This window comes from Microcoleus sp. FACHB-SPT15 (assembly GCF_014849525.1).
GTDB lineage: Bacteria > Cyanobacteriota > Cyanobacteriia > Cyanobacteriales > Coleofasciculaceae > Symplocastrum > Symplocastrum torsivum.
On sequence record NZ_JACJNU010000064.1, the window covers coordinates 43,852 to 66,280 of the forward strand.

Annotated in this window: 10 protein-coding genes; 4 read left to right on the forward strand and 6 right to left on the reverse strand. The window is 46.0% G+C overall.

Translation table 11 applies throughout. The features are described 5' to 3' along the window. Positions 1-558: 558 nt before the first annotated feature. The gene (locus H6F98_RS27345; RefSeq protein ID WP_192221887.1) at positions 559-795 is read left to right on the forward strand and encodes a hypothetical protein; all 237 of its coding nucleotides are present in this window, start codon (positions 559-561) and stop codon (positions 793-795) included. 94 nt (positions 796-889) lie between these two features. On the opposite strand, the gene glgB is transcribed toward H6F98_RS27345, so the two are convergent. The 3 genes from glgB to H6F98_RS27360 form a co-directional block, all read right to left on the reverse strand. After that, on the reverse strand, positions 890-2,875 hold the full coding sequence (gene glgB, locus H6F98_RS27350) for a 1,4-alpha-glucan branching protein GlgB (protein WP_192221888.1): 1,986 nt from the start codon (positions 2,873-2,875) through the stop codon (positions 890-892). Positions 2,876-2,951: 76 nt separating this feature from the next. After that, the gene (treS, locus tag H6F98_RS27355) at positions 2,952-6,317 is read right to left on the reverse strand and encodes a maltose alpha-D-glucosyltransferase (protein ID WP_192221889.1); all 3,366 of its coding nucleotides are present in this window, start codon (positions 6,315-6,317) and stop codon (positions 2,952-2,954) included. Positions 6,318-6,647: 330 nt separating this feature from the next. Then, the gene (locus tag H6F98_RS27360) at positions 6,648-8,606 is read right to left on the reverse strand and encodes an alpha-1,4-glucan--maltose-1-phosphate maltosyltransferase (protein ID WP_192221890.1); all 1,959 of its coding nucleotides are present in this window, start codon (positions 8,604-8,606) and stop codon (positions 6,648-6,650) included. A 315-nt stretch (positions 8,607-8,921) separates the two neighbouring features. On the opposite strand from H6F98_RS27360, the gene H6F98_RS27365 reads away from it, so the two are divergent. Beyond that, the gene (locus H6F98_RS27365) at positions 8,922-10,049 is read left to right on the forward strand and encodes a succinylglutamate desuccinylase/aspartoacylase family protein (RefSeq protein ID WP_192221891.1); all 1,128 of its coding nucleotides are present in this window, start codon (positions 8,922-8,924) and stop codon (positions 10,047-10,049) included. Positions 10,050-10,231: 182 nt separating this feature from the next. Here H6F98_RS27365 and H6F98_RS27370 read toward each other — a convergent pair whose 3' ends face one another. The 3 genes from H6F98_RS27370 to H6F98_RS27380 form a co-directional block, all read right to left on the reverse strand. Continuing rightward, entirely contained in the window at positions 10,232-11,335 is a 1,104-nt protein-coding gene (locus tag H6F98_RS27370) for an ATP-binding protein (RefSeq protein ID WP_192221892.1), read from the reverse strand. Between the two features lie 38 nt (positions 11,336-11,373). Continuing rightward, complete coding sequence (locus tag H6F98_RS34530; RefSeq protein WP_192221893.1) at positions 11,374-13,305, reverse strand: PAS domain-containing protein; 1,932 nt, start codon at positions 13,303-13,305, stop codon at positions 11,374-11,376. 548 nt (positions 13,306-13,853) lie between these two features. Then, positions 13,854-15,452: a gamma-glutamyltransferase family protein gene (locus tag H6F98_RS27380; RefSeq protein WP_192221894.1), complete on the reverse strand. Its 1,599-nt coding sequence runs from the start codon at positions 15,450-15,452 to the stop codon at positions 13,854-13,856. A gap of 316 nt (positions 15,453-15,768) precedes the next feature. On the opposite strand from H6F98_RS27380, the gene H6F98_RS33765 reads away from it, so the two are divergent. After that, entirely contained in the window at positions 15,769-18,306 is a 2,538-nt protein-coding gene (locus H6F98_RS33765; protein ID WP_192221895.1) for a 5'-nucleotidase C-terminal domain-containing protein, read from the forward strand. Positions 18,307-18,512: 206 nt separating this feature from the next. Next, entirely contained in the window at positions 18,513-22,319 is a 3,807-nt protein-coding gene (locus tag H6F98_RS33770) for a choice-of-anchor I family protein (RefSeq protein ID WP_192221896.1), read from the forward strand. Positions 22,320-22,429: the final 110 nt, after the last annotated feature.

Genomic DNA, 22,429 nt, shown 5'->3' on the forward strand with positions numbered 1-22,429 from the left:
GTCTAAGAGTATATACCTATGGTTTCTCAACCCTATGCGGTCTGTCGGCTTCTTCTTCTAGTTTTTTGTGCTGTTCTTGGCATCGGTTTAATTCATATAGTTTACCTTTTTGCCCTGTTCAACTATTTAACTTTTTAACAGCTTACGAATCATTGATATCTTCAGTTGTTCTACCCTCATCTTCGGTCGGGCTACCTACCTCTTTAATTGGGCTACGAGTACTACTCGCAGTAGTTTGCTCGTTTATGTAGTTTTGGGCGGCTTCGATTGCAGATTGAGTTTTATCGTAGCCTTCATTCCCAAAAAAAACATAGTTTTCTTCGTCGTTTGAATTAGAGCAGTGATAGCCAAAACTACCAAATTGATTTTGGTAAATTTCGATTTTCCAGTTTTTGTAAGAGTGAGTTCCAAGGGTGTTCAGGGTTTTCTATTTTTGTTAACTAAGGCTAACTTTTTTCAAGAAGAGTATCAGCTTCAAATGCTACAGGTTTTACAGAAACTATCTAGTTTATTATTTAAATTGAATATAACTTTTTAATATAACCAAGGATTTGAGATATGAATCAGAACACTGGCGAACCAAACCCTATCAACAAACTTGCGGCTAAGCTCAAAGCTGAAGTTGATGAGGTTGAAGCTAAACAAGAGGAGCTAGAAGCTAAACAAGAAACGCTCAAAGTTGAGCATAGTAAGATTCATCACGCAACAGAAGAAGTTAAAGCTGAACAGGCTAAGGTTCAGCGTAAACGTAGCGAGCTTGAATATAGGCTCCAAGAAGTTAGAAATGAAGTTTAAGACGAAGGGCACTCAGCTATCGTTGTTTTGAAAACTCCCCGTTAAACCTGGTGGGTTTAACGGGGAGATATTATCTAATAACTAACACCCATGCTCAGCAGAGCTTAAAGAAGGCAACCGCTAATGGTGGCAGGGTAATATTCAGCGAATAAGGTCGCCCATGATAGGGGATTTCCTCAGCTTGTACCCCACCTAAATTACCCAAGCCGCTACCACCGTATTCGGAGGCATCGCTGTTGAGCAATTCTTGCCAGAAGCCACCAGCAGGAACACCGACTCGGTAGTTGAAGCGAGGTAAGGGTGTAAAGTTGCAGATTATCAGCACTGTCCCTGTAGGATTTGGGTTCCAAGCTTCAGGTTCTAGGCGAGTTGGTGATATCTCACCTTTGACTCCCGACACCTGAATACTGCCTTTGCGAATTAAGCTGATGGTGCTGTTTTGTGAATCGTTGCAGTCAATCCACTCAAACCCGGAGGGGTCGAAGTCGAGTTCGTGAAGTGCGCTTTCTTGTCGATAAGTGCGATTCAGGTCAGCTACCCATTTTCGTAAACCTTCATGCATGGGATTCTCCAACAGATGCCAGTCTAAGCTACTGTCGTGTTTCCACTCCTGCCACTGCCCAAACTCGCCGCCCATAAATAGCAGCTTCTTCGCAGATTGAGCGTACATATAGCCAAAAAGCGATCGCAAATTGGCAAACTTCTGCCAGTAGTCTCCCGGCATTTTGTCAATCAATGAACCCTTACCATGCACCACTTCATCATGGGACAGCGGCAAGACAAAGTTTTCGTTGAATGCATAAAGCATCCGAAAAGTCAAGGAGTTGTGATGGTATTTCCGGTGAATTGGGTCATTGCTCATGTAGTTGAGCGTGTCATGCATCCAGCCCATGTCCCACTTCATCCCAAAGCCTAAACCGCCTAAGAAGGTTGGGCGAGATACCATCGACCAGGATGTAGACTCCTCAGCAATCGTCACCGTATCAGGGAAGCGCTGGTAAACGGCTTCATTGAAACGACGTAAGAATGCGATCGCTTCTAGATTTTCATTAGTGCCATGCTGATTCGGTATCCATTCCCCTTGCTTGCGGGAGTAGTCCAGGTAGAGCATAGAAGCCACCGCGTCCACCCGTAACCCATCAATATGGCACTTGTCTAACCAAAAGAAAGCACTACTGATGATAAAGCTGCTGACTTCATTGCGTCCGTAGTTAAAGATCGAGCTACCCCAGTCAGGATGGTAGCCTTGACGCGGATCGGCGTGTTCGTAAAGGTGTGTTCCGTCAAAGTATGAGAGTCCATGCTGATCCGTGGGGAAGTGAGACGGCACCCAATCCAAGATCACACCAATATCATGCTGGTGTAAGTAATCCACCAAATACATGAAATCTTGAGGCGTTCCGTAACGGCTAGTCGGCGCAAAGAATCCTGTCGTTTGGTAACCCCAAGAACCAAAGAAGGGATGTTCTGTAACAGGCAGAAACTCAACATGGGTATAGCCCATCTGCTGCACATACTCAGTCAGCTTCGGCGCAAGTTCTCGATAACTAAGAGAACGATTGCCGTCTTCAGGGACTCGCATCCATGAACCTGTATGCACTTCGTAAATTGCGATCGGAGCATCCAAAGCGTTATGCTTCTGACGCTTTTCCATCCACTCGGAATCCTTCCAGGTGTACTCGCTATCCCAAACTACCGAAGCCGTTTTGGGGGGTACTTCATACGCTAGTGCAACGGGGTCAGCTTTCTCTACCTCATAACCCCCTTGGGAAACGATGTGGTACTTGTAAATAACACCTTTGCTAATTCCAGGAATAAAACCTTCCCAAATTCCGGTGTAGCCTCTAGCCGTCAACGGGTGGCTATCCCGATTCCAGCCATTAAAGTCACCTTTGACAGAGACGTAAGCCGCATTGGGTGCCCAGACAGCAAAGTAAGTTCCTTCAACCCCATTGTGTGTTAGCTGGTGAGAACCTAGCTTTTCATACAAGTTAAAGTGAGACCCCTCATTAAATAGGTAGAGGTCGTCCTCGGTAAGCAGCGTCACATTAGTGCTAACTGCTGATTGAGTAGTAACCATGATTTATTTCCTCCTTGTTTTAGCGGTTAGCTATCAGAAGAGCGATAGTCTTTAAAAGCTGATAGCTGATAGCTTCTTAATCTGAAAATTCCAGTAATTGGAGAATCCGTTGAAGTGGGATTTCTGCCCAATCGGGGCGGTTATTGAGTTCGTAACCCAACTCATAAACAGCTTTTTCCAACAGATAAGCATCCAGCAGCACTTGCAGTTCTTGCGAAGACTTAGGTAAGAAAGTCGCTTCTGCGGCTGTGAGTAGATAGCTATTGAGGAAAGCACTGGCAACCCAGCCATACCAAAACTGCGCCCATTGCTCCATTGTTGGGAGACTTTCAGGGCGAATCATCCCACTATCGACTTCATTGCGGAGTGCTTGGTTGACCGCGTAGTTGAAGGATTGCAGCATCCCGGCGACATCTCGCAGAGGACTCCGCTTCATCCGTCGTTCACTCATCGGACGAGCAGGTTCTCCCTCAAAATCAATGATGATGAAGTCTTTACCTGTATAGAGAACTTGCCCCAGATGATAGTCTCCGTGATTACGGGTTCGTTGTCCTGTAATTTTTAGGTTCAAGATTGACCCAAACCGATCCATCAGTTGTTCCTGACGGTTAAGGACAGTCTGCCCCAAGTGTTGTGTTTCTGCTGGCAGTTGTGAAAGCCGCTTTTTCAGCAACAGTAAGCTGCGCCCTGCCAGGTTACGCATGTACTGATAGATCGATCGCTGGTAGAACGAGGTAAAGTCTTCAGGGGCAAAATCAGGATTCTCTAAATCAGACGCTAATGCCAAGTGCAGTTCAGCGGTGCGCTGACCTAAAAGTTCACTACTGGCTAAGTAAGAACCAATGATTTCCTTCGCAAGATCAGGAATCCCAACTGACAAATCAGAGACGAGGGCGTTGGATGGCAGTTCTACTTGATTGATATCAATTTGTCTGACCAACACTTGCTCGAAATAGTCTCGTAGACCATCCAGTGTATAAGACCAAGCATCTCTTGTATCTGGGACAAACTCTTGTAATATCCCAAGTGTAATCGGTTGGCTTCCTGGACGACGGTACTCCAATGCCCCAGCGACGGAGGCAAAGTGTTGGGTAAGTTTTTTCCCTGTCAAAAAGCGCCCAATTTCCAAGTCTGGGTTGAGACCTTCCTCAACTTTACGGAAGAGTTTGAGGATGAGCTTTTCGCCGTAAACTACTGATGTATTGCTTTGTTCTCCTTTGAGCAAGCGAGGTTCAAGCTCTAAGGCTTCTATGGGGAATTGCGCGATGACATCAGTGGTCGTTGCGAGTAGTTCACCAGCACTTCCCTTGTAGCGACGTGCTGATGCGATCGCTTCTAAGGGGAACGCCAAGAAGTCTTTGTCTGCTAAAGCGTCTACTAATAGCCCAACTTCATTTGTTCCCTGAACCTTAATTTGTGCGATCGCTTGATCGTAGTGGCTTCCATCACGCTCACTACCACCACTCTCTTGCTCTTTGGCGGAATCACTAACGCTAACATAGGCAATTGGCAGGATATACGTTTCAGGCAATCCTTCTGTATAGTCCACCTGTAGCCAAATGATATAAGCCTCACTGTCTCGGTACGGTACTGGCACTACCTCAGTGATTTGTGTCGTTTGAATTGTCCGGGCTTTCCCACCAAACCAACGACGGGTAGACAGGTATCCCGGCAAAACTCCAGCCAACGTTGTTCTTGATTCACTGGCAAACACATTCTGCCATTGACCACTGACAACCAGATTCGGCAGTTGGGCTTGTGGTCTGCGTAGCGGCGAAGCTTCCTCTTGCAACTCTAAGGTAAACCAGTAGAATGCATGAGGGCTAAGGCTGAGGAAGTATGGCGACTCACCAACAGGTGGGAACTCAGTGCGACCAAAAATTTCAATCGGCATCATCCCTCTGAATGCCGATAAGTCTAGTTCCACCGTTTGGACAAAGCGCGACAAATTCACTACGACTAGGATATTTTCACCATTGTAGGAACGAAGGAAAGCCAAGACTTTGCGGTTTTCTGGATAGAGAAACTCAAATGTCCCACGACCAAAGGCTTGGTAACGTTCCCTAGTTGCAATCAGGCGTTTCATCCACCACCAGAGGGACTGCGGGTTAGCGCGTTGGGTTTCAACGTTGATCGATTCGTAGTGATACTCTGGGTCAACAGTGGGGGGTGCGTATAGCTTTTGGGGATTCGTGCGACTAAAGCCTGCGTTGCGATCGCCACTCCACTGCATCGGGGTACGGACACCATTGCGATCGCCTAAATAAATGTTGTCTCCCATCCCGATCTCATCCCCGTAGTACAGCACCGGAGTACCAGGGAAAGAGAGCAATAAAGCATTCATCAATTCAATCCGGCGGCGGTTATTCCCCATCAACGGAGCCAAACGGCGACGGATACCCAAGTTAATTCTTGCCTGGAGATCTTGAGCATAAACCCGATACATATAGTCCCGGTCTTCATCGCTCACCATTTCCAGGGTCAATTCATCATGGTTGCGGAGGAACAATGCCCACTGACAGTTATCGGGAATTGCAGGAGTTTGTTGGAGAATATCAATAATTGGGAAGCTATCCTCCATCTGCAACGACATGAACAAACGCGGCATCAGGGGGAAATGAAAGTTCATGTGACATTCATCCCCAGCGGCATAATATTGAACCGCATCTTCTGGCCATTGATTCGCCTCAGCCAGAAGCATCCGATTTGGATATTTTTCGTCTACACGCTTGCGTAGCTGCTTCAAGAACGCATGAGTTGCTGGCAGGTTCTCGCAGTTTGTCCCCTCCTGTTCGTATAGATAAGGCACCGCATCCATGCGTAGCCCATCCACTCCCATCCCTAACCAAAAATCGAGGACATCAAATACTGCTTCCCGCACTGCTGCACTTTCATAATTCAAATCTGGCTGATGCGAGTAGAAGCGATGCCAATAATAGGCTTTGGCAAGCGGGTCCCAAGACCAGTTAGAGGTTTCAAAATCTTGGAAGATAATGCGTGCCTCTTGATATTTTTCGGGAGTGTCACTCCAGACATAAAAATCTCGCTCCTTACTACCCTTGGGTGCCCTACGTGCCCGTTGAAACCAAGGATGTTGGTCAGACGTGTGGTTAATAATTAACTCAATAATTACCCGAATCCCTCGTTGATGAGCCGCCTCTAAAAGCTCTTTGAAATCTTCTAAATTGCCATAGATCGGGTTAATACTCGTGTAATCAGCAATATCGTAACCATCATCTCGCAGCGGACTAGGAAAGAATGGCAACACCCAAATTGCAGTGATGCCTAAATCTTTCAGGTAATCAAGCTTTTCTGTCAGACCCCGAAAGTCGCCAATACCATCATCATTACTATCAGCAAAGGCACGAACTGGTACCTCATAAATGATGGCATCCTTGAACCATAAAGGGTCATCATTCAATATCGAGTGATGAGTTTGCATGGATACTTTTTAGATTTTAAGTTTTAGATTCAGGGGTATATTGCACTGGCTAGGTTCATTTGTCCAACTGTCAATAGAAGTAATTATTTAGACTGAGAACCTATCTGAAAATCATTTCAAGGGTAGTAACTCCACGTAGTTTCAAATACTGCCATCTATTTTTCAAAGTGTTATTCTGGCTTATTTCTATAAACTATCTGGCACTCGTAAAAATCAAAGCTTTCATCCTTAGTAAGTTAAGTTCTGAACCGAACTGGGAGGAATAGGTCTAAGTCTTAGCTACAAACCTATTCCTTTAGAAAGAGATAATTGCAATGAAAAAGCTAGTCGTTACTGTCTGACCACGAAGATATGAGCTGGAGTTACATGGGGATTGAGTTCCACATAGTTATACTCACCCCACCACGTATATTGGGCATCGTTGAGCAAATCGAACAAGTAATAGGGCTTGTCAGGCTTGAGACCCAATGACCCTAGGGACAAATGAATCCAACCGGACTGAGTATAGTGGGGATCGAGGTTCACAACCATCAGCATCAGATCCTTCAAATCCTCAGTCTGCTTGCTGTAGCCGATTATCTGCTCATTATTGACTGAGTGAAATCTCAGCCCCTTGTCACTCTGCAAAGCTGGATGATCTCGACGGATATGATTGATCCGTGAAATCCAACTTTTAATGCTGTAAGGACTGTCTAAGTCCCAATCCCGCATTTGGTATTTTTCCGAATCCAGGTATTCTTCACTTTTCTCCCGCAGGGGTCGGTTTTCACAAACCTCATAAGCGGGTCCGTAAATGCCGTAGTTGGCTCCTAATGTCGCGGCTAGAGCTAACCTCAGCTTAAAAGCAGGTTGTCCACCGTGTTGGAGAAACTCAGGGAGAATATCTGGGGTATTCGGCCACAGATTCGGTCGGAAGAACTCGCGCACTTCAGTTTGTGTCAATTCCTTGAAGTACTCGGTTAACTCCCACTGTGTATTGCGCCAGGTGAAATAAGTATAGGAGTGGGTAAAGCCTAGCTTCGCCAAGCGGTACATCACCTTGGGACGAGTAAAGGACTCCGAGAGGAAAATGATATCGGGATACTCTTGCTTGATTTCCCCAATCATCCACTCCCAAAAATTAAACGATTTAGTATGAGGATTGTCTACCCGGAAGATACGCACGCCCTGGTCAATCCAGAACAGTACAACGCTTTTTAGTTCTTCCCATAGGTTCTGCCAGTCTTCCGTTTCAAAGTCGATTGGGTAAATATCTTGATACTTTTTCGGCGGATTTTCCGCATACTGGATTGTCCCATCGGGTCTGTGCTTAAACCACTGGGGATGTTCCTTCACATAAGGGTGGTCGGGGGAGCATTGATAAGCTAAGTCTAAGGCGATTTCGATGCCATACTCAGCCGCTTTGGAGACAAACGAGCGGAAGTCCTCTAACGTTCCTAATTTTGGGTTGACTGCCTTGTGTCCGCCTTCTGGGCCACCGATTCCCCAAGGTACCCCGACATCCTCTAGCTCAGCTTTAGTTACGTTGTTTTTGCCTTTACGGAAGGTGATGCCAATTGGGTGGATTGGTGGGAGGTAGAGAACATCGAAGCCCATATAAGCGATGTAGGGCAGACGAGCTTCGCAGTCTGAGAAGGTGCCATGCTTGCCAGGTTCTCCACAGGAGCGCGGAAACATTTCGTACCAAGTGCTGAAGCGGGCTTTCTCTCGGTCAACGGTAATTTGGAGTGTTTTTTCGTAAGTTGTTGCGAGTTCTCGGTCGGGGTACTTGTCTACCAGGGCAACTAACTCCTGTGCCAGTGTATTGTCTGGCAGAAGTGCAGAGTTCTGTTTTTCTCCAGCCCGGAGTTTTTGTGCCCAAGCTTTCAACTGTTGGGCATCATTACCCGATGCTCGTTTACTCGCTTGTTCAACCAGTTCCGCTCCAATTAGCCAATCAACTGACACTTCCTGTCCTGCGTCCAATTTCTTTGCCATGTCTCGCCGCCAGGACTTAAAATGGTCAACCCAGCCCATGACAGTGTAGAGATAGCGTCCCTTCTCAGAAACGGTGAATTCTCCTTGCCAACGGTCATTGACTAAAGGAGACAAGGGTGTTTCTAGCCACTGTTCGGAGGATTCCGGACGGTACAAAATGACACCTGCGATCGCATCGTGACTATCACAGAACATATCGGCTTCAACATGGACTTTCTCACCGATAGTTCGCTTAATCGGAAAACGACCCCCATCAATTTCTGGGGAGACTCCTTCAATCTGAACTCTTCGTCTACCCTCGGTAGGCAGCATTTACAGCACCCTCCCCATCTAGTTGATTAAGTTTTTTGAAATTATAGGAATCAAGAAATCTATTTGACTCTTTCTATAGGTGGAATGAACCGTGATAGCCCAAAGGGCACCTTATTGCTTTACCAAACGCGATCGCATCACTCTAAAGGGAGGTTTAGAGTTTACGTTAAATGATCTAGCTACCCTAATTTTTCTTTTCTCAGATGAATTAGCTCTGCCCACAACGAGGGCAGGGTGCAATCCCCACACCGCCTGCACAAGGGTTTTTGAGTGGACATTCAAAATTACAAGCTTATAGCGAGAAATAGTTTATTGATGATTCCTACAATTTCTACGATTCCAATTCAGCATCTAGCTTCAGGCGATCGCCTTTCTATCCAAGTCTATAAGTTTATTGGCGCTCAACCTGGGAAAAAGGCATACCTACAAGCCAATCTCCATGGAGCAGAAATTGTTGGTAATGCAATTATTCATCAGCTAATTGAGTTTTTAATGGCTCTTGATGATACTCAGCTTACAGGAGAAATCTGGCTCGTTCCTGTTTGTAATCCTTTGAGTACCAATCAGCGAACTCATTTCTTCTCGACAGGACGTTATAACATCTATAACGGGAAAGACTGGAACCGAATTTTTTGGGATTATGAAAAGGAATGCGAAGATTTAGAAGACTTTGCTAAGTCTCAACTTTATCTTGAACCTGCTGAGATTAGACAAAACTATCTTGCACGAATTCAGTCTAGCTTTGAAAAGCACTTTGAGAAAATCCAATCTCCTGCTGGAGTGCCATTTAATCAGCGATATCGCTATCACTTACAGTCTCTATGTTTAGATGCTGACTATGTTATTGACATTCATAGTTCGAGTAACCAAGCACTAGACTACTTATATTGTTTCCAAAGTCGGGAGGAAAGTGCTAAAGCTTTTCTACTAGATTATGGAATTCTTATGAATGAATATGATGGAGATACCTTTGATGAAGCGTTTATGAAGCCTTGGTTAGCCCTGGAGAAGAAACTAGTAGAGTTTGGTAAAACTATTCAATTTGATATTGAGTCTTGGACACTGGAATGTGGTTCTGGGATGCAAATGAATCGAGAGTCAGTCAAACGAGGTGTTCAGGGCATAAAAAACTACCTAGCCCAAAAGGAAATATTAAAAATCCCAGAGTTTCCTATAGCAGAGACAGCCGAACATGCAATTAAGTTCACTATAAAAAGTCAAGTTAAACAATACTACGCTCCGTCAGGTGGGATGATTCAGTCAAGAGTCGAGTTGGGAAGTTTTATTCAAGCGGGACAACTACTATACCAAATACTGAGTTTTAATAAAAATGGAGAATTACCTATATTAATTGATATCTTCGCCGAAGCGGAGGGTTTAGTTTATGATGTTTCGACTAATTATGCTGCAAATGAAGGAGAGTATGTTCTCTCTGTACTGTAGTAATAGCGGTTTATAGATAGATGAGATACAGCGGGAGGTGTGTGGAACTTAGAGACAGCAAGGAAAGCCAAAAAGCTGAGACGGCTCTAAATTGCATACCTTGATGATGAGACAAAAACTCTTATTCGTAAAAGCTCTCTGCCTTCTGCCTTGTCTCCTCGATAATGCAATTTAAATGCAGATTAGCGTATTTCGTTTGTGCGATCGCATTTATTTTGCTGCTGAATAGGAATCTGAATTAAGATAGCAGCTCCCTGATTGGGTGCAGAAATACACTGTAGTTGACCCCCGTGTTTTTCCACAACAATCTTATAACTAACCGTCATTCCTAAACCTGTACCTGAGCCAATCGGTTTAGTGGTAAAAAATGGATCGAATAATTTACGATTAATATCTTCTGTCATTCCTAAGCCATTATCACCAATCAGAATTATTGCTTGATTGGAGTCTAAAACCTCGGTACAAATCAAAATCGTACCAGAGCGATTTTTAAGGTCTTTAAGAGAGCGCTGTTTATTGTATGCCTCAATCGACTCGATCGCATTCGTCAGGATATTCATAAATACCTGATTGAGTTGTCCGGGATAGCACTGGATTTTCGGAAGGTTGCCGTAGTCTTTGATGACTTGAATAGTGGGCTGTCCAGGGTGTTGAGAATTTAGACGATGCGAGAGAATAAGTAGGGTGTTATTCAGTCCTTCGTGAATATCCACCCGCTTCATCTCGGCTTCATCAAGTCGTGAGAAGTTACGCAGCGACAAGACAATCTGATGGATGCGTTCTGAGCCTGTTTTCATTGAGGATAGAATTTTGGGCAAGTCTTCCTTGATGAAATCGAGGTCAATTGTATCGAGCTTGGCTTGAATTTCTGGGGTCGGGCGAGGGTAAGAGTTTTGATAGAGTTGAATTAGACTGAACAAGTCTTCGGCATACTCTTTGATCGGGATAACATTGCAGGAGATGAAGCTAACAGGGTTGTTAATTTCATGAGCAATACCAGCAACTAGCTGCCCCAAAGAGGACATTTTTTCGCTTTGAACGAGTTGGGTTTGAGCTTGTTGGAGTTCACTGAGGGTAAGTTCTAGCTTTGTCGCTTGCTCAACGGCTGTAGCTGTAGCAAGGCGACTTTGTTGCAAAAGTTGGGCTTGGTCAATTGCGATCGCAATTTGATCACCAACCGCTTGCAGCATTTCTACTTCCGTATCACTCCAGAATCGGGGTTTACTGATATGGCTGCAACAAATCACCCCAATTTCACCTGACTGAGTATGAATCGGTATGAGCAAGACAGCGCTATAGCCCAGAGATAGGAAGAAGTTGCGTTCTATGGATTGTGTAAATTCCTGGTATTTCCTATGGTGATAATCTTAATTTCTGGATTGTTCGCTTTTGCCATCAACGTCTGAATCTCTGTAATAGGTACACAGTTGTTGATGAAGCTGGCTAAGTCAGGATTCTTGGCTTCCTGAACAACCTCCCAGTGTGGCGGACTCGTATCAGGTCTATGCCAGAAAAAGAAGCAACGATCAAGCTGCAACAGATTGCGAATCTCAAGTACTGCTGTCTCTAAGATTGTCTCTAGGTCGAGAGAGTTACGAATTTGGCTAGCCAGTCGGTTGAGGAGTGTTTCCCGATTCGCTAATTCTCGATATCTCGCTTCTGATTGTCGTAGTTCCTCTTCCTTCTGCTGACGTTCAGTGATATCAATTGTTGCAATCCGGTTGATCTGTTCGAGACTTGCGCTTAAATCATCTGGATGTAATAGATCGGGTAAGATATTTGCTCCCATTGTTGCTTTTAGCGCTACCCCTTGGGTAATCGCTTCTGGGATGTAACCTAGCGTTTCTGCGATTTGACGATTGCTGTAGATGTTACGCTGTTCAATCAGGTCGTAGGTGTACAAAATATTAGGTGTGGTTTGAGCAATTTCTTCCTGAAAATGCTTACTTTCTCGTAGAGACTCTAGGGCTTGTTTATGCTCAGTAATGTCATGAGCAACGGCATACATGAGTTTTTCTGGAGCAAATGGCACAACTGTCCAGGAGAGCCATTTATAGGAACCATCTTGGCAACGATAGCGGTTTTCAAAGCTACTTACCGTTACACCTGCTAGTAGTTTCCTCACGTTAGCCAATGTTGCAACACGCTCTTGAGGATGTACTAAATTGAGGAATGGCGTAGAAAGAAGTTCTGCCTGAGTATAGCCAAGTGTTGTTTCAAAGGCTGTGTTAAATCGCTTAAAATACCCGTCAAACCCAGCGATACAAAACAGAGCAAACGACAGGTTGAAGAAACGCTCAAATTCGGTTTGTGTCTGTTGAAGTTCCTGCGTGTCGTTTGCTACTCCTTGAACTAAGGGGTTCACAGACGTTGTCAATCCGCCAACTTTGACTGAAGGCAGAGGTTGGGAGGCAGAGGGCAGAAGGTTCTGTTCACAAGGGGATTGTGATTCCTTTTGTAGGGCAAGTTGGTTTTCCTCTGTAACCCGTCGGGCAACTTGGGTTGTTGATTTTAGAGGATAAGCGATCGCTCGACTTGCATTGGTAGTGATAGCCACAGCAATCATTACTGACAGCAATGTAGCAGTGCGAATAATTTGTAGTAGTAGCGCCTCTATCCGTTCTAATATGATCGCCGCTTCTTGCTGTTCCTGTTGGGAATGCTCAATAAGTTGGGTTAATTCCTTTGTCAAATTGCTAAATGCGATCGCCACCTGATTCTGATTAAACTCTAACAGCGACATCCGAGCCACTTGAGTTGTCTTCAGATTAACCTTGAAAGGATTAATGTCTAGCCAATTTGCTTCTAGCTTCTGTCTATCCCTATCTACTAAGCCCTCATATTTTTGTATCCAATACTTTAGAGCCGATGTTTCTAATAATGTTTTTTTTACGGTTTCTGATTGAGTCAAGTTAATTTGCAAATAATATTCATTTAACTGTTCTAATTCTTCTGCTACTTTTGACATTTTTGCATGAATCAGTTGAATATCAAACTGTTTTCTCTGATGTAATTTATTACTCAAATCTTGTTGAGCTATTCGAGTTTCTAGTACAGAAATCTGTAACTGTCTCAAGAGATGTTCTTCGGCTTGATCTTGGGTAAGCTTTGCTGCTGTCTGCTCTCGGTAGGACTCACAAAAGCTCAACCCAATTACTGTTGCCAAGAGAATGATGGCAACCACAAAAGTGTATCCATAGCTGATTCTCGGCTTGATGCCCAAGCGACTGAGCAACGGCTGTAATCTATTGTTCACAAACTTATTAAAAGGATGACTATAGTACCAGAGCAGACTAGGGAACCGGACTTCACCTTCTGTAGAAAAGCCTGAGTTAGGAAATATCATGAAACAATTTATTAGTTCTTTTAAAGATCATAAGCACTAGCATTTGTCAATATAACTACTGACAAAAGTTTTTAAGATAATTGTGTAATTCCGTAATTACACGTAAATTAAGGTAACCCTAGACTTTTTATTCTAATAATATCTAATCAAAATGGCGTGAAACTATCCGATAGAGCGGAGAACTTTACGATACCTTTAATCTTGATCAGCATTATCACAGAGATTACAAAGATTACCTAAAGTTTAAAGATTAAAGTAACGTTTTTATTCTCTCCAACTGGAAAAACTCAAGATATTAAGATTAATTACAACTAATATATTTAGGAAATATTTAGACTACTAACTGTTAGTAAATTGGTGTAGATTTAGGTTATATTTCGCTTTGAGTCACCAGAGAGAAAGAGCCAAGCTAAGACTTCTAAGATATCTTCCCTTGACCCATTTGCTTCGTCCTTTACTTACTGTGCTACTGCCAAACCATCAGCACGGGGTTCTGAACCCGCAACGAGAACTCCTTGATGACGCAAGATGATTTGACCTTTGCCAAACTGCCCACCGTCCGCACTAATCTGCAACTCATGACCCCGTTCAGCTAGTCCTAGAGCAACGTGATCAGGTACACTTTGCTCTAAGAGAACCCGTTTCCCAGAGATAAAGCGCCATCTGGGTGCATCAAGAGCAGTTTGAGGATTCATTGCGTAGTCTCCAAGGTTCACGACAACTTGCAAATGACCCTGAGGTTGCATTGGGCCTCCCATAACACCAAATGGCCCTAGTGGTTGACTATTTTGGGTGAGAAAACCAGGAATGATCGTGTGGTAGGCGCGTTTAGCAGGTGCAAATTGATTAGCATGACCTGCTTCTAACGTAAAACCAACGCCTCGGTTTTGTAGCGATATGCCTGTCCCAGGAACAAGAATGCCACTGCCAAAGCCTTCATAGTTGGACTGGATGAAGGAAACCATCAGTTCGCCATCAGCAGCAGCCATGTAAACAGTTCCACCTTTTGGTAAGCCAGGTTTAGCAAGGGGGATAGCCTGTTCCTTGATAAGCTGTTGACGTTCAGCAGCATAAGCTTTGTCTAGAAGCTGTTCAACTGAAACGGACATAAAACGAGGGTCAGTGACCTGTTGATGAGCATCAGCAAACGCTAGCTTCATGGCTTCAATTTGCAGATGGTAGCTTTCTACGGAGTCACGAGGATACTGGCTGAGGTCAAAGCCTTCTAAGATATTTAAAGCAATCAACGTGGCAATGCCTTGAGTGTTGGGAGGAATTTCCCAAACGGTGAGATCGCGATAGTTGGTTGAGATGGGTTCTACCCAATCAGCTTGGTGTGCAGCGAAGTCAGCCGTGGTCAAAAAGCCACCTGTATCAGCCGCAAAATTAGCGATCGCATCAGCGATTTCGCCTTGATAAAAGCTTTCACCACCACTTTGTGCGATCGCCTTTAAGGTCTTAGCATGAAGTACGCTGCCCCACACGCTTCCAGCTTCCGGTGCGCGATCGTCCGGAAAAAAGACTTCTTTAAATGCCTGAAACTCCGCCCCCTTGAGTGGTAAATAAACAGCCGCCGCACGCTGCCAAGCTGTTGCCGTAACAGGCGATACCGGGAAGCCTTCCTCTGCGTAGCGAATTGCTGGTTCAAATAGCTGCTCAAACGGCAGCTTGCCCCAACGTTTTGAAAGTGATGCCCAAGCTGATACCGCTCCTGGTACAGTAACGGGAAGCCAGCCAAGTGAGGGAACTCGATCCATCCCCACGAACGACTCAAGCATGAGGTTTTGGGGACTTTTACCAGAAGCATTGAGTCCATGAAGTTTCCCATCCCACACCAAGGCAAAAGCATCTGAACCAATGCCGTTAGACGTGGGTTCAACAACAGTTAATGCGATCGCCATTGCCAATGCCGCATCCACCGCATTTCCCCCAGCCCAGAACATCTCCATCCCTGCCAGAGTCGCTAGAGGTTGACTTGTTGTCACAGCATACCGCTGCCCCATAACCACCCGTCGTGCTGAAGGGTAGGGGTAGTTATTGAGATTTCTCACGTTCATTTAATCACCGTTGAGCAAGGGACTGGGGGATGAGCCAAATTTAGTGTGTCAACAAATCGAGTTTACTATCGGCGTAGTTGAAAGCCGCCTATAGACCTCGTCACCCCTTCAGCCTCGTTACTTTACAGAAACTTCATAAGGAATGTTTTCTGTATCACTTTACACGTTTTTTGACTCAGTGATAACGTCTAAAAGCGGTCAAAAGTCCATGAAAATACGTTAAATCCAGGTAAAGATTACGTAAATTTTAGGTAAAAACTGCATCCAGATTCAAGAAACTCCGAACTTGTACTGAAAAGCTCTTCACACATCACTCATGGCAGACTTTCAACTCCAAATTTTGCACGCCTCTGACATGGAAAGCGGAATTCCCGCTCTAGAGGATGCAGTCAATTTCTCAGCCGTTGTTAATGGTTTGAGAGACACGTATGACAACACCCTCATTCTGTCGTCGGGTGATAATTACATTCCTGGCCCCTTCTTTTCTGCAAGTAGCGATCGCGCCCTGCGGGATGTTCTAGGTCGTGAAGGTGTTGGACGCGCTGATATCCAGATTTTGAATGAAATTGGCTTCCAGGCATCTGCCTTTGGAAACCATGAATTTGACTTAGGCACATCAACCGTTGCCGACTTGATTGGTAGTAGCAATGGCTATGTCGGAACGCAGTTCCCCTATCTCAGCTCCAACCTGGACTTTACCACGGACAGCAATTTGGCTCGGTTTGTTGTTGAAGATGGACAAGCTCCCCAACCCAACAGCATTGCTAGTAGCGTTATCCTTACCGTGGGTTCAGAAGATACCAACGACAACGGTGTCCTGGATGATGGTGAAGACACTGATGGTGATGGCACTCTCGATCTAGGAGAACGGATTGGTGTTGTTGGTGCAACCACTCCCACACTGCGTTCTATCTCCTCTCCGGGTAATGTCGGAGTTTCTCCTGCTGATCCAACAGACTATGCTGCCTTAGCGGCTGAGATTCAGACGAGTGTTGATGAGCTAACAGGTACAGGCATCAACAAAGTTGTTCTGCTGGCTCACATGCAGCAAATTAACATCGAGCAGACTCTGGCAGGGCTTCTGCAAGATGTGGATGTAATTATTGCAGGTGGTTCCAACACCTTACTCGCTAACCCTGATGACCCCCTGAGGAGTGGAGACACTAGCGCAGGGACATACCCAATTGAGCTTACTTCTGCCATTGGTCAACCAACGTATGTGGTCAACACGGACGGGAACTGGCAGTATGTGGGTCGCTTGGTGCTGGACTTTGATGCGAACGGCATTATCACCAACATTAGTGAAGATAGTGGCGCTTACGCAACGGATGATTTAGGCGTTGATACGGTTTATGGTACCGATGTCAATCCTGAAGAGGTTGCTGACCCAGAGGTTGTTGCCATTACCAATGCTTTGAGCGAAGTGATCAATACCAAGGATGGCAACATCTTTGGTGAAACAGAGGTATTCCTCAATGGAACTCGGAACGATGTGCGGACTCAGGAAACCAACTTGGGGAACCTCACGGCTGACGCTAACCTTTTTGCTGCCCAACAAGTTGACTCCACTGTTCTCCTTTCCCTGAAAAATGGTGGTGGCATCCGGGACAATATTGGCGCAATTGAGGCGGCTCCCGGTTCCACAGATCCTAACGATTTTGACAGGCTCCCACCACCAGCGAATCCTCTGGCAGGTAAGGAGGAAGGAGATGTTTCTCAGCTAGATATTGAGAACTCGTTGCGCTTTAACAATGCCCTGAGTTTAGTAACCGTAACAGCGGAGCAACTCCTTGAGGTACTAGAGCATGGCGTTTCTGCGACAGAACCAGGGACAACACCTGGTCAGTTCCCTCAAGTGGGTGGTTTGGCTTTCAGCTTTGATGCAGCCTTGCCAGCAGGAGAGCGTGTTCAGACTGTGGCAATTAAGGATGCAGAGGGGAACCTAATTGAGACGGTTGTTGAGAATGGGGAAATCGTCGGCGACCCGACGCGCACGTTCCGGATGGTGACTTTGAGCTTTCTGGCTCAAGGTGGCGATGGCTATCCCTTCCCTGAGTTCGGCGATACGCTAAACCAAGTGGACTTGGTAGACCCAGGAGTACGGACAGGGACAGCGACGTTTGCTGACAATGGTACAGAGCAGGATGCTTTTGCGGAGTACATCAATCAGCTTGGCACCTTTGAGAGCGAAGATGTCGATCCGTCTCAAGACCTGCGGATTCAAAACCTTTCAGCGCGGGAAGATAACGTTCTGGAAGCTCCGAATATCCTCAACGGGACTACTAATAGTGAGACCTTGATTGGTTCTAGCGATCGCAACGATGTCATCAACGCAGGTGGTGGAAATGACCTCGTGGCGGGTGAATTAGGGGATGACCAGATTTTTGGTGAAGACGGTGATGATGTGCTGCGGGGCGACCTCAACAGCCGCGAACCTGGCGGTACTGTTGGGGGTGATGACCTAATCTATGGTGGCGCAGGTAATGACCGAATTGGTGGTAAGGCGGGTAATGATTCCCTCTACGGTGATGAAGGCGACGACCAAATCTATGGTGATGCTGGCGATGACCTGATTCGGGGTGGTTTAGGTAATGACATCCTTGTTGGCGATGACTTCTCCGGTGGCACAGGGAGCGATACCTTTGTGCTAGCGGCAGGTGAAGGCACTGACACAATTCAAGACTTCAAAGTTGGTGTGGACTTCTTAGAGTTGGTAGAGGGTTTGAGCTTTGGGCAATTAGCGATCGCGCAAGAGGAAAGCAATACCTTGATTCGCTTCAATGACGAAACTCTAGCAATCTTAACTGGAGTGAATGCTAGTGACTTATCAAATGCCACGTTCACAGTAGTTTAGTCAAGTTATTGAGTTCATAGATAAGAGCTAGGTGATCAAACTATCTCCTAGCTCTTTCTAGATGGTTATTCACAACAACTGAAAGCTGAGCCTGACAAAGCTTTCCTTCTGAATCAGTCCAGTACCAAAGCTGAGAGTACCTCGGCATCTGGTGCAAGGAATTGCACGCTCAAACTTATAGGTTATTTCACTCTCAAAAAGTATCTATGACAGAATCAATCAGACTCACATCAATTGGCACTTATGAAACCGGTATTTTTAACGAGAGTGCCGCTGAAATTCCTGCTTATGACCCGATTAGCCAACGCCTATTTGTTGTCAATGCCAACAGCGCTAGCGTTGAAGTTCTAGACCTCAGCAACCCTAGTAGTCCTACAAAAATTAATGAGATTGATGCCACTGACTACGGCGGTATAGCGAATAGTGTTGCGATTAAAAATGGTGTAGTTGCTGTAGCCATTGAGAGCGAAAATACACAGGAATCGGGTCAGGTTGTATTTTTCGACACGAATGGCAATTTTTTGAATTCTGTTACAGTTGGCGCACTACCCGATATGCTGACCTTCACTCCAGATGGTCAGAAGGTGCTAGTTGCTAATGAAGGAGAACCCAACGACGACTACACCGTTGACCCAGAAGGTTCCGTCAGCATCATTGACATCTCTGGAGGCGTTGCCAACGCTACGGTTACTACCGCTGACTTCTCGGACTTCAATGCACAAATTGATGCCTTGCGGGAATCCGGAGTGCGGATTTTTGGACTCGAAGCAACGGTGGCTCAAGACGTAGAACCAGAGTACATTGCCATCTCCGAAGATTCCACCACAGCTTGGGTCGCGTTGCAAGAGAATAATGCCTTGGCGGTGCTGGATATCAACAGTGGACAAATCACTGATATCTTGCCTCTGGGATTTAAAGACCACAACGCCTCTGGTAATGGTTTGGATGCCAGTAATCGCGACGATGAGATTAACATTCAAAACTTGCCTGTCTTGGGGATGTATCAGCCCGATGCGATCGCAACCTTTGAAGCCAACGGCGAAACCTTCATTGTCACAGCGAACGAAGGAGACAGCCGCGACTACGATGCTTTCAGTGAAGAAGCACGAGTAGGCGATTTAGACCTCGATCCAACTGCCTTCCCTAACGCCGATGCCTTGCAAAACGATGAAGCACTAGGTCGCTTGACTGTGACAACCGCCAATGGCGATACCGATGGCGACGGTGACTTCGACCAACTTTATGCCTTCGGTGGTCGTTCCTTCTCGATCAGGGATGCCCAAGGCAATCTCGTTTACGACAGTGGTGATGACTTCGAGCGCATCACTGCCCAACTCATCCCAGAAAACTTTAACTCGAACAATGATGAAAACGATTCCTTCGATAGTCGGAGTGATGACAAGGGACCAGAACCAGAAGGTGTAGTAACAGGGGTGATTGACGGACGCACCTATGCCTTTATTGGCTTAGAGCGTGTTGGGGGCATTATGGTTTATGACATTAGTAATCCCACAACTCCCAGCTTTGTGCAATACATTAATAACCGCGATTTCAGCGGCGATCCAGAAGCAGGAACGGCGGGAGACCTTGCACCAGAAGGCTTGACCTTTATCTCTGCCGAAGATAGCCCCAATGGTAAGCCGTTGTTGGTTACGGCGAATGAAGTCAGCGGTAGCACGAGTATTTACGAAATTAATGAGTTTACACCTATCTACAACATCCAAGGTGCGGCGCAGACTTCACCTTTAGAAGGCAACTCAGTGACAACGATTGGAATTGTCACGGCGGTAGATTCTAATGGATTTTACCTACAAGACCCAACTGGGGATGAGAATAATGCTACTTCTGATGGCATCTTTGTCTTCACAGGGTCAGCACCCACTGTCAGTATCGGTGACGAGTTGCAAGTTGAGGGTACAGTTAGTGAGTTCACTCCTAGCAATGCTGCCTCAGGGAGTCTTTCCACGACTCAGATTAGCAGCAACCCGACGATTACGACCCTATCAACTGATAACTCGCTACCCACTGCCGTCATCCTTGGTGCAGAGGGTCGGACACCACCAACTGAGATTATCGATAACGATAATTTAGAGGTATTTGACCCAGCCGAAGATGGCATTGACTTCTACGAAAGCTTGGAAGGAATGCGAGTTGAGGTTCAAGATGCTGTTGCCGTCAGTCCTACCAACCGCTTTGGCGAAATATTCACCTTAGCGGATAACGGTGTTGATGCGACAGGTGTCAATGACCGAGGCGGGATTACAATCAGCCCAGAGGATTTCAACCCAGAACGAATTCAGATTCAGCTCGATCGCGATCTGCTTCCAGATTTTTCTGCACCTGTTAATGTGGGAGCGGCGCTTGGTGATGTCACGGGTGTTGTTGGCTACAGCTTTGGGAACTTTGAAGTTCTGGCGACGGAGGAATTTAGCCCGACGGCTAGTGACCTGGAACCAGAGACGAGTAACTTAGTTGGTACAGACGATCAGCTTACAATTGCCAGCTACAACCTTTTAAACCTCGACCCCAAAGTGGAAGATCGAGCATTGGTGAACGGAAGTGGCGATATTGACGACGACCTTAGTGAAGGTCAGTTTGATGCGATCGCGTCTCAAATTGTCGAAAATCTCAACTCACCTGATATCATTGCCCTTCAGGAAATACAGGATAACGATGGCGCAGAACAAACGGATGTTGTTGATGCCAGCCTTACCTACCAAACTCTGATTGATGAGATTGTTGCAGCAGGTGGACCTCAGTACGAGTTCTTTGATATTCCCCCAGAGGACGACCAGAGTGGTGGTCAACCGGGGGGTAATATCCGCGTCGGGTACCTGTACAATCCTGATCGCGTTGACTTGATTGAAGGTTCCGGTGTACGCCTTGAAGACCCCAACCTTACCGATGGTGATGCCTTTGAGGATAGCCGTAATCCTCTAGCCACTCAGTTCTTGTTTAATGGTCAAGAAGTCTCAATTGTCAACAATCACTTCACCTCGAAAGGTGGCAGTAGTCCTCTGTTTGGTGATATTCAGCCTCCCATTAATAACGGTGAGGAACAACGGGAAGAGCAATCTCAGATTGTCAATGATTACGTTGACGAAATCCTGGCAGATGACCCCAATGCCAATGTAGTTGTGCTGGGCGACTTGAACGAGTTTCAGTTCTTCTCTCCCATACAAGTCCTCAAGGGTGGTGAAAATCCAGTTCTCACGAACTTGACTGAAACCATACCAGAGGAGGAGCGTTACTCCTACATCTTCGAGGGAAATTCTCAAGCACTTGACCATATTCTAGTTAGCGATAACCTTGCTGCTAGTGCTGAATACGACCCCGTTCATGTCAATAGCGAGTTCACTAACCAGGCAAGCGACCACGATCCAGTTCTCTCCCGCTTTGAACTAGCAGTTCCCGATGGTGTCCTCTGGGGAAGTACGGGTTCAGATGAACTCGTTGGCACTCAGGAGGATGAGACGCTTTATGGTCGTGCTGGTGATGATACCGTAGCTGGTGGTCTGGGTGACGATCTTATCTTTGGTGACGAAGGGGAAGATGTGCTACGCGGCGATCTCAATAGTCGTGACCCAGGCGGTACATTTGGCGGCGATGACACAATCTACGGTGGCGCTGGCAATGACCGGATTGGCGGGAAAGCAGGCGACGACTCCCTGTTTGGCGAAGCTGGCGACGACCAAATCTATGGTGATGCTGGTGATGACCTGATTCGGGGTGGTTTGGGTAATGACATCCTCGTTGGCGATGACTTCTCCGGTGGCACAGGCAGCGATACCTTTGTGCTAGCAGCGGGTGAAGCCACTGATACCATCCTCGACTTTCAAGTTGGTATTGACTTCATTGGCTTAGCAGATGGATTGAGCTTTGGTCAGTTAGCGATCGCGCAAGAGGAAAACAACACTTTGATTAGTTTCAATGACGAAGCTCTAGCGCGTCTAACTGGGATTCAAGCAAGTGCGCTGATTGACAGCGCTTCTACTACTTTCACGGTAGTCTAGTGGAGCTATCAGCATTGGCAGAGGTTTTCCTCTAGCACAAGAGTCTTTAGTCCGCAGTCTCTAGCCTCTTTGAATTGTGGTTGACTTTACGGTAGCTATTTGTACGTACA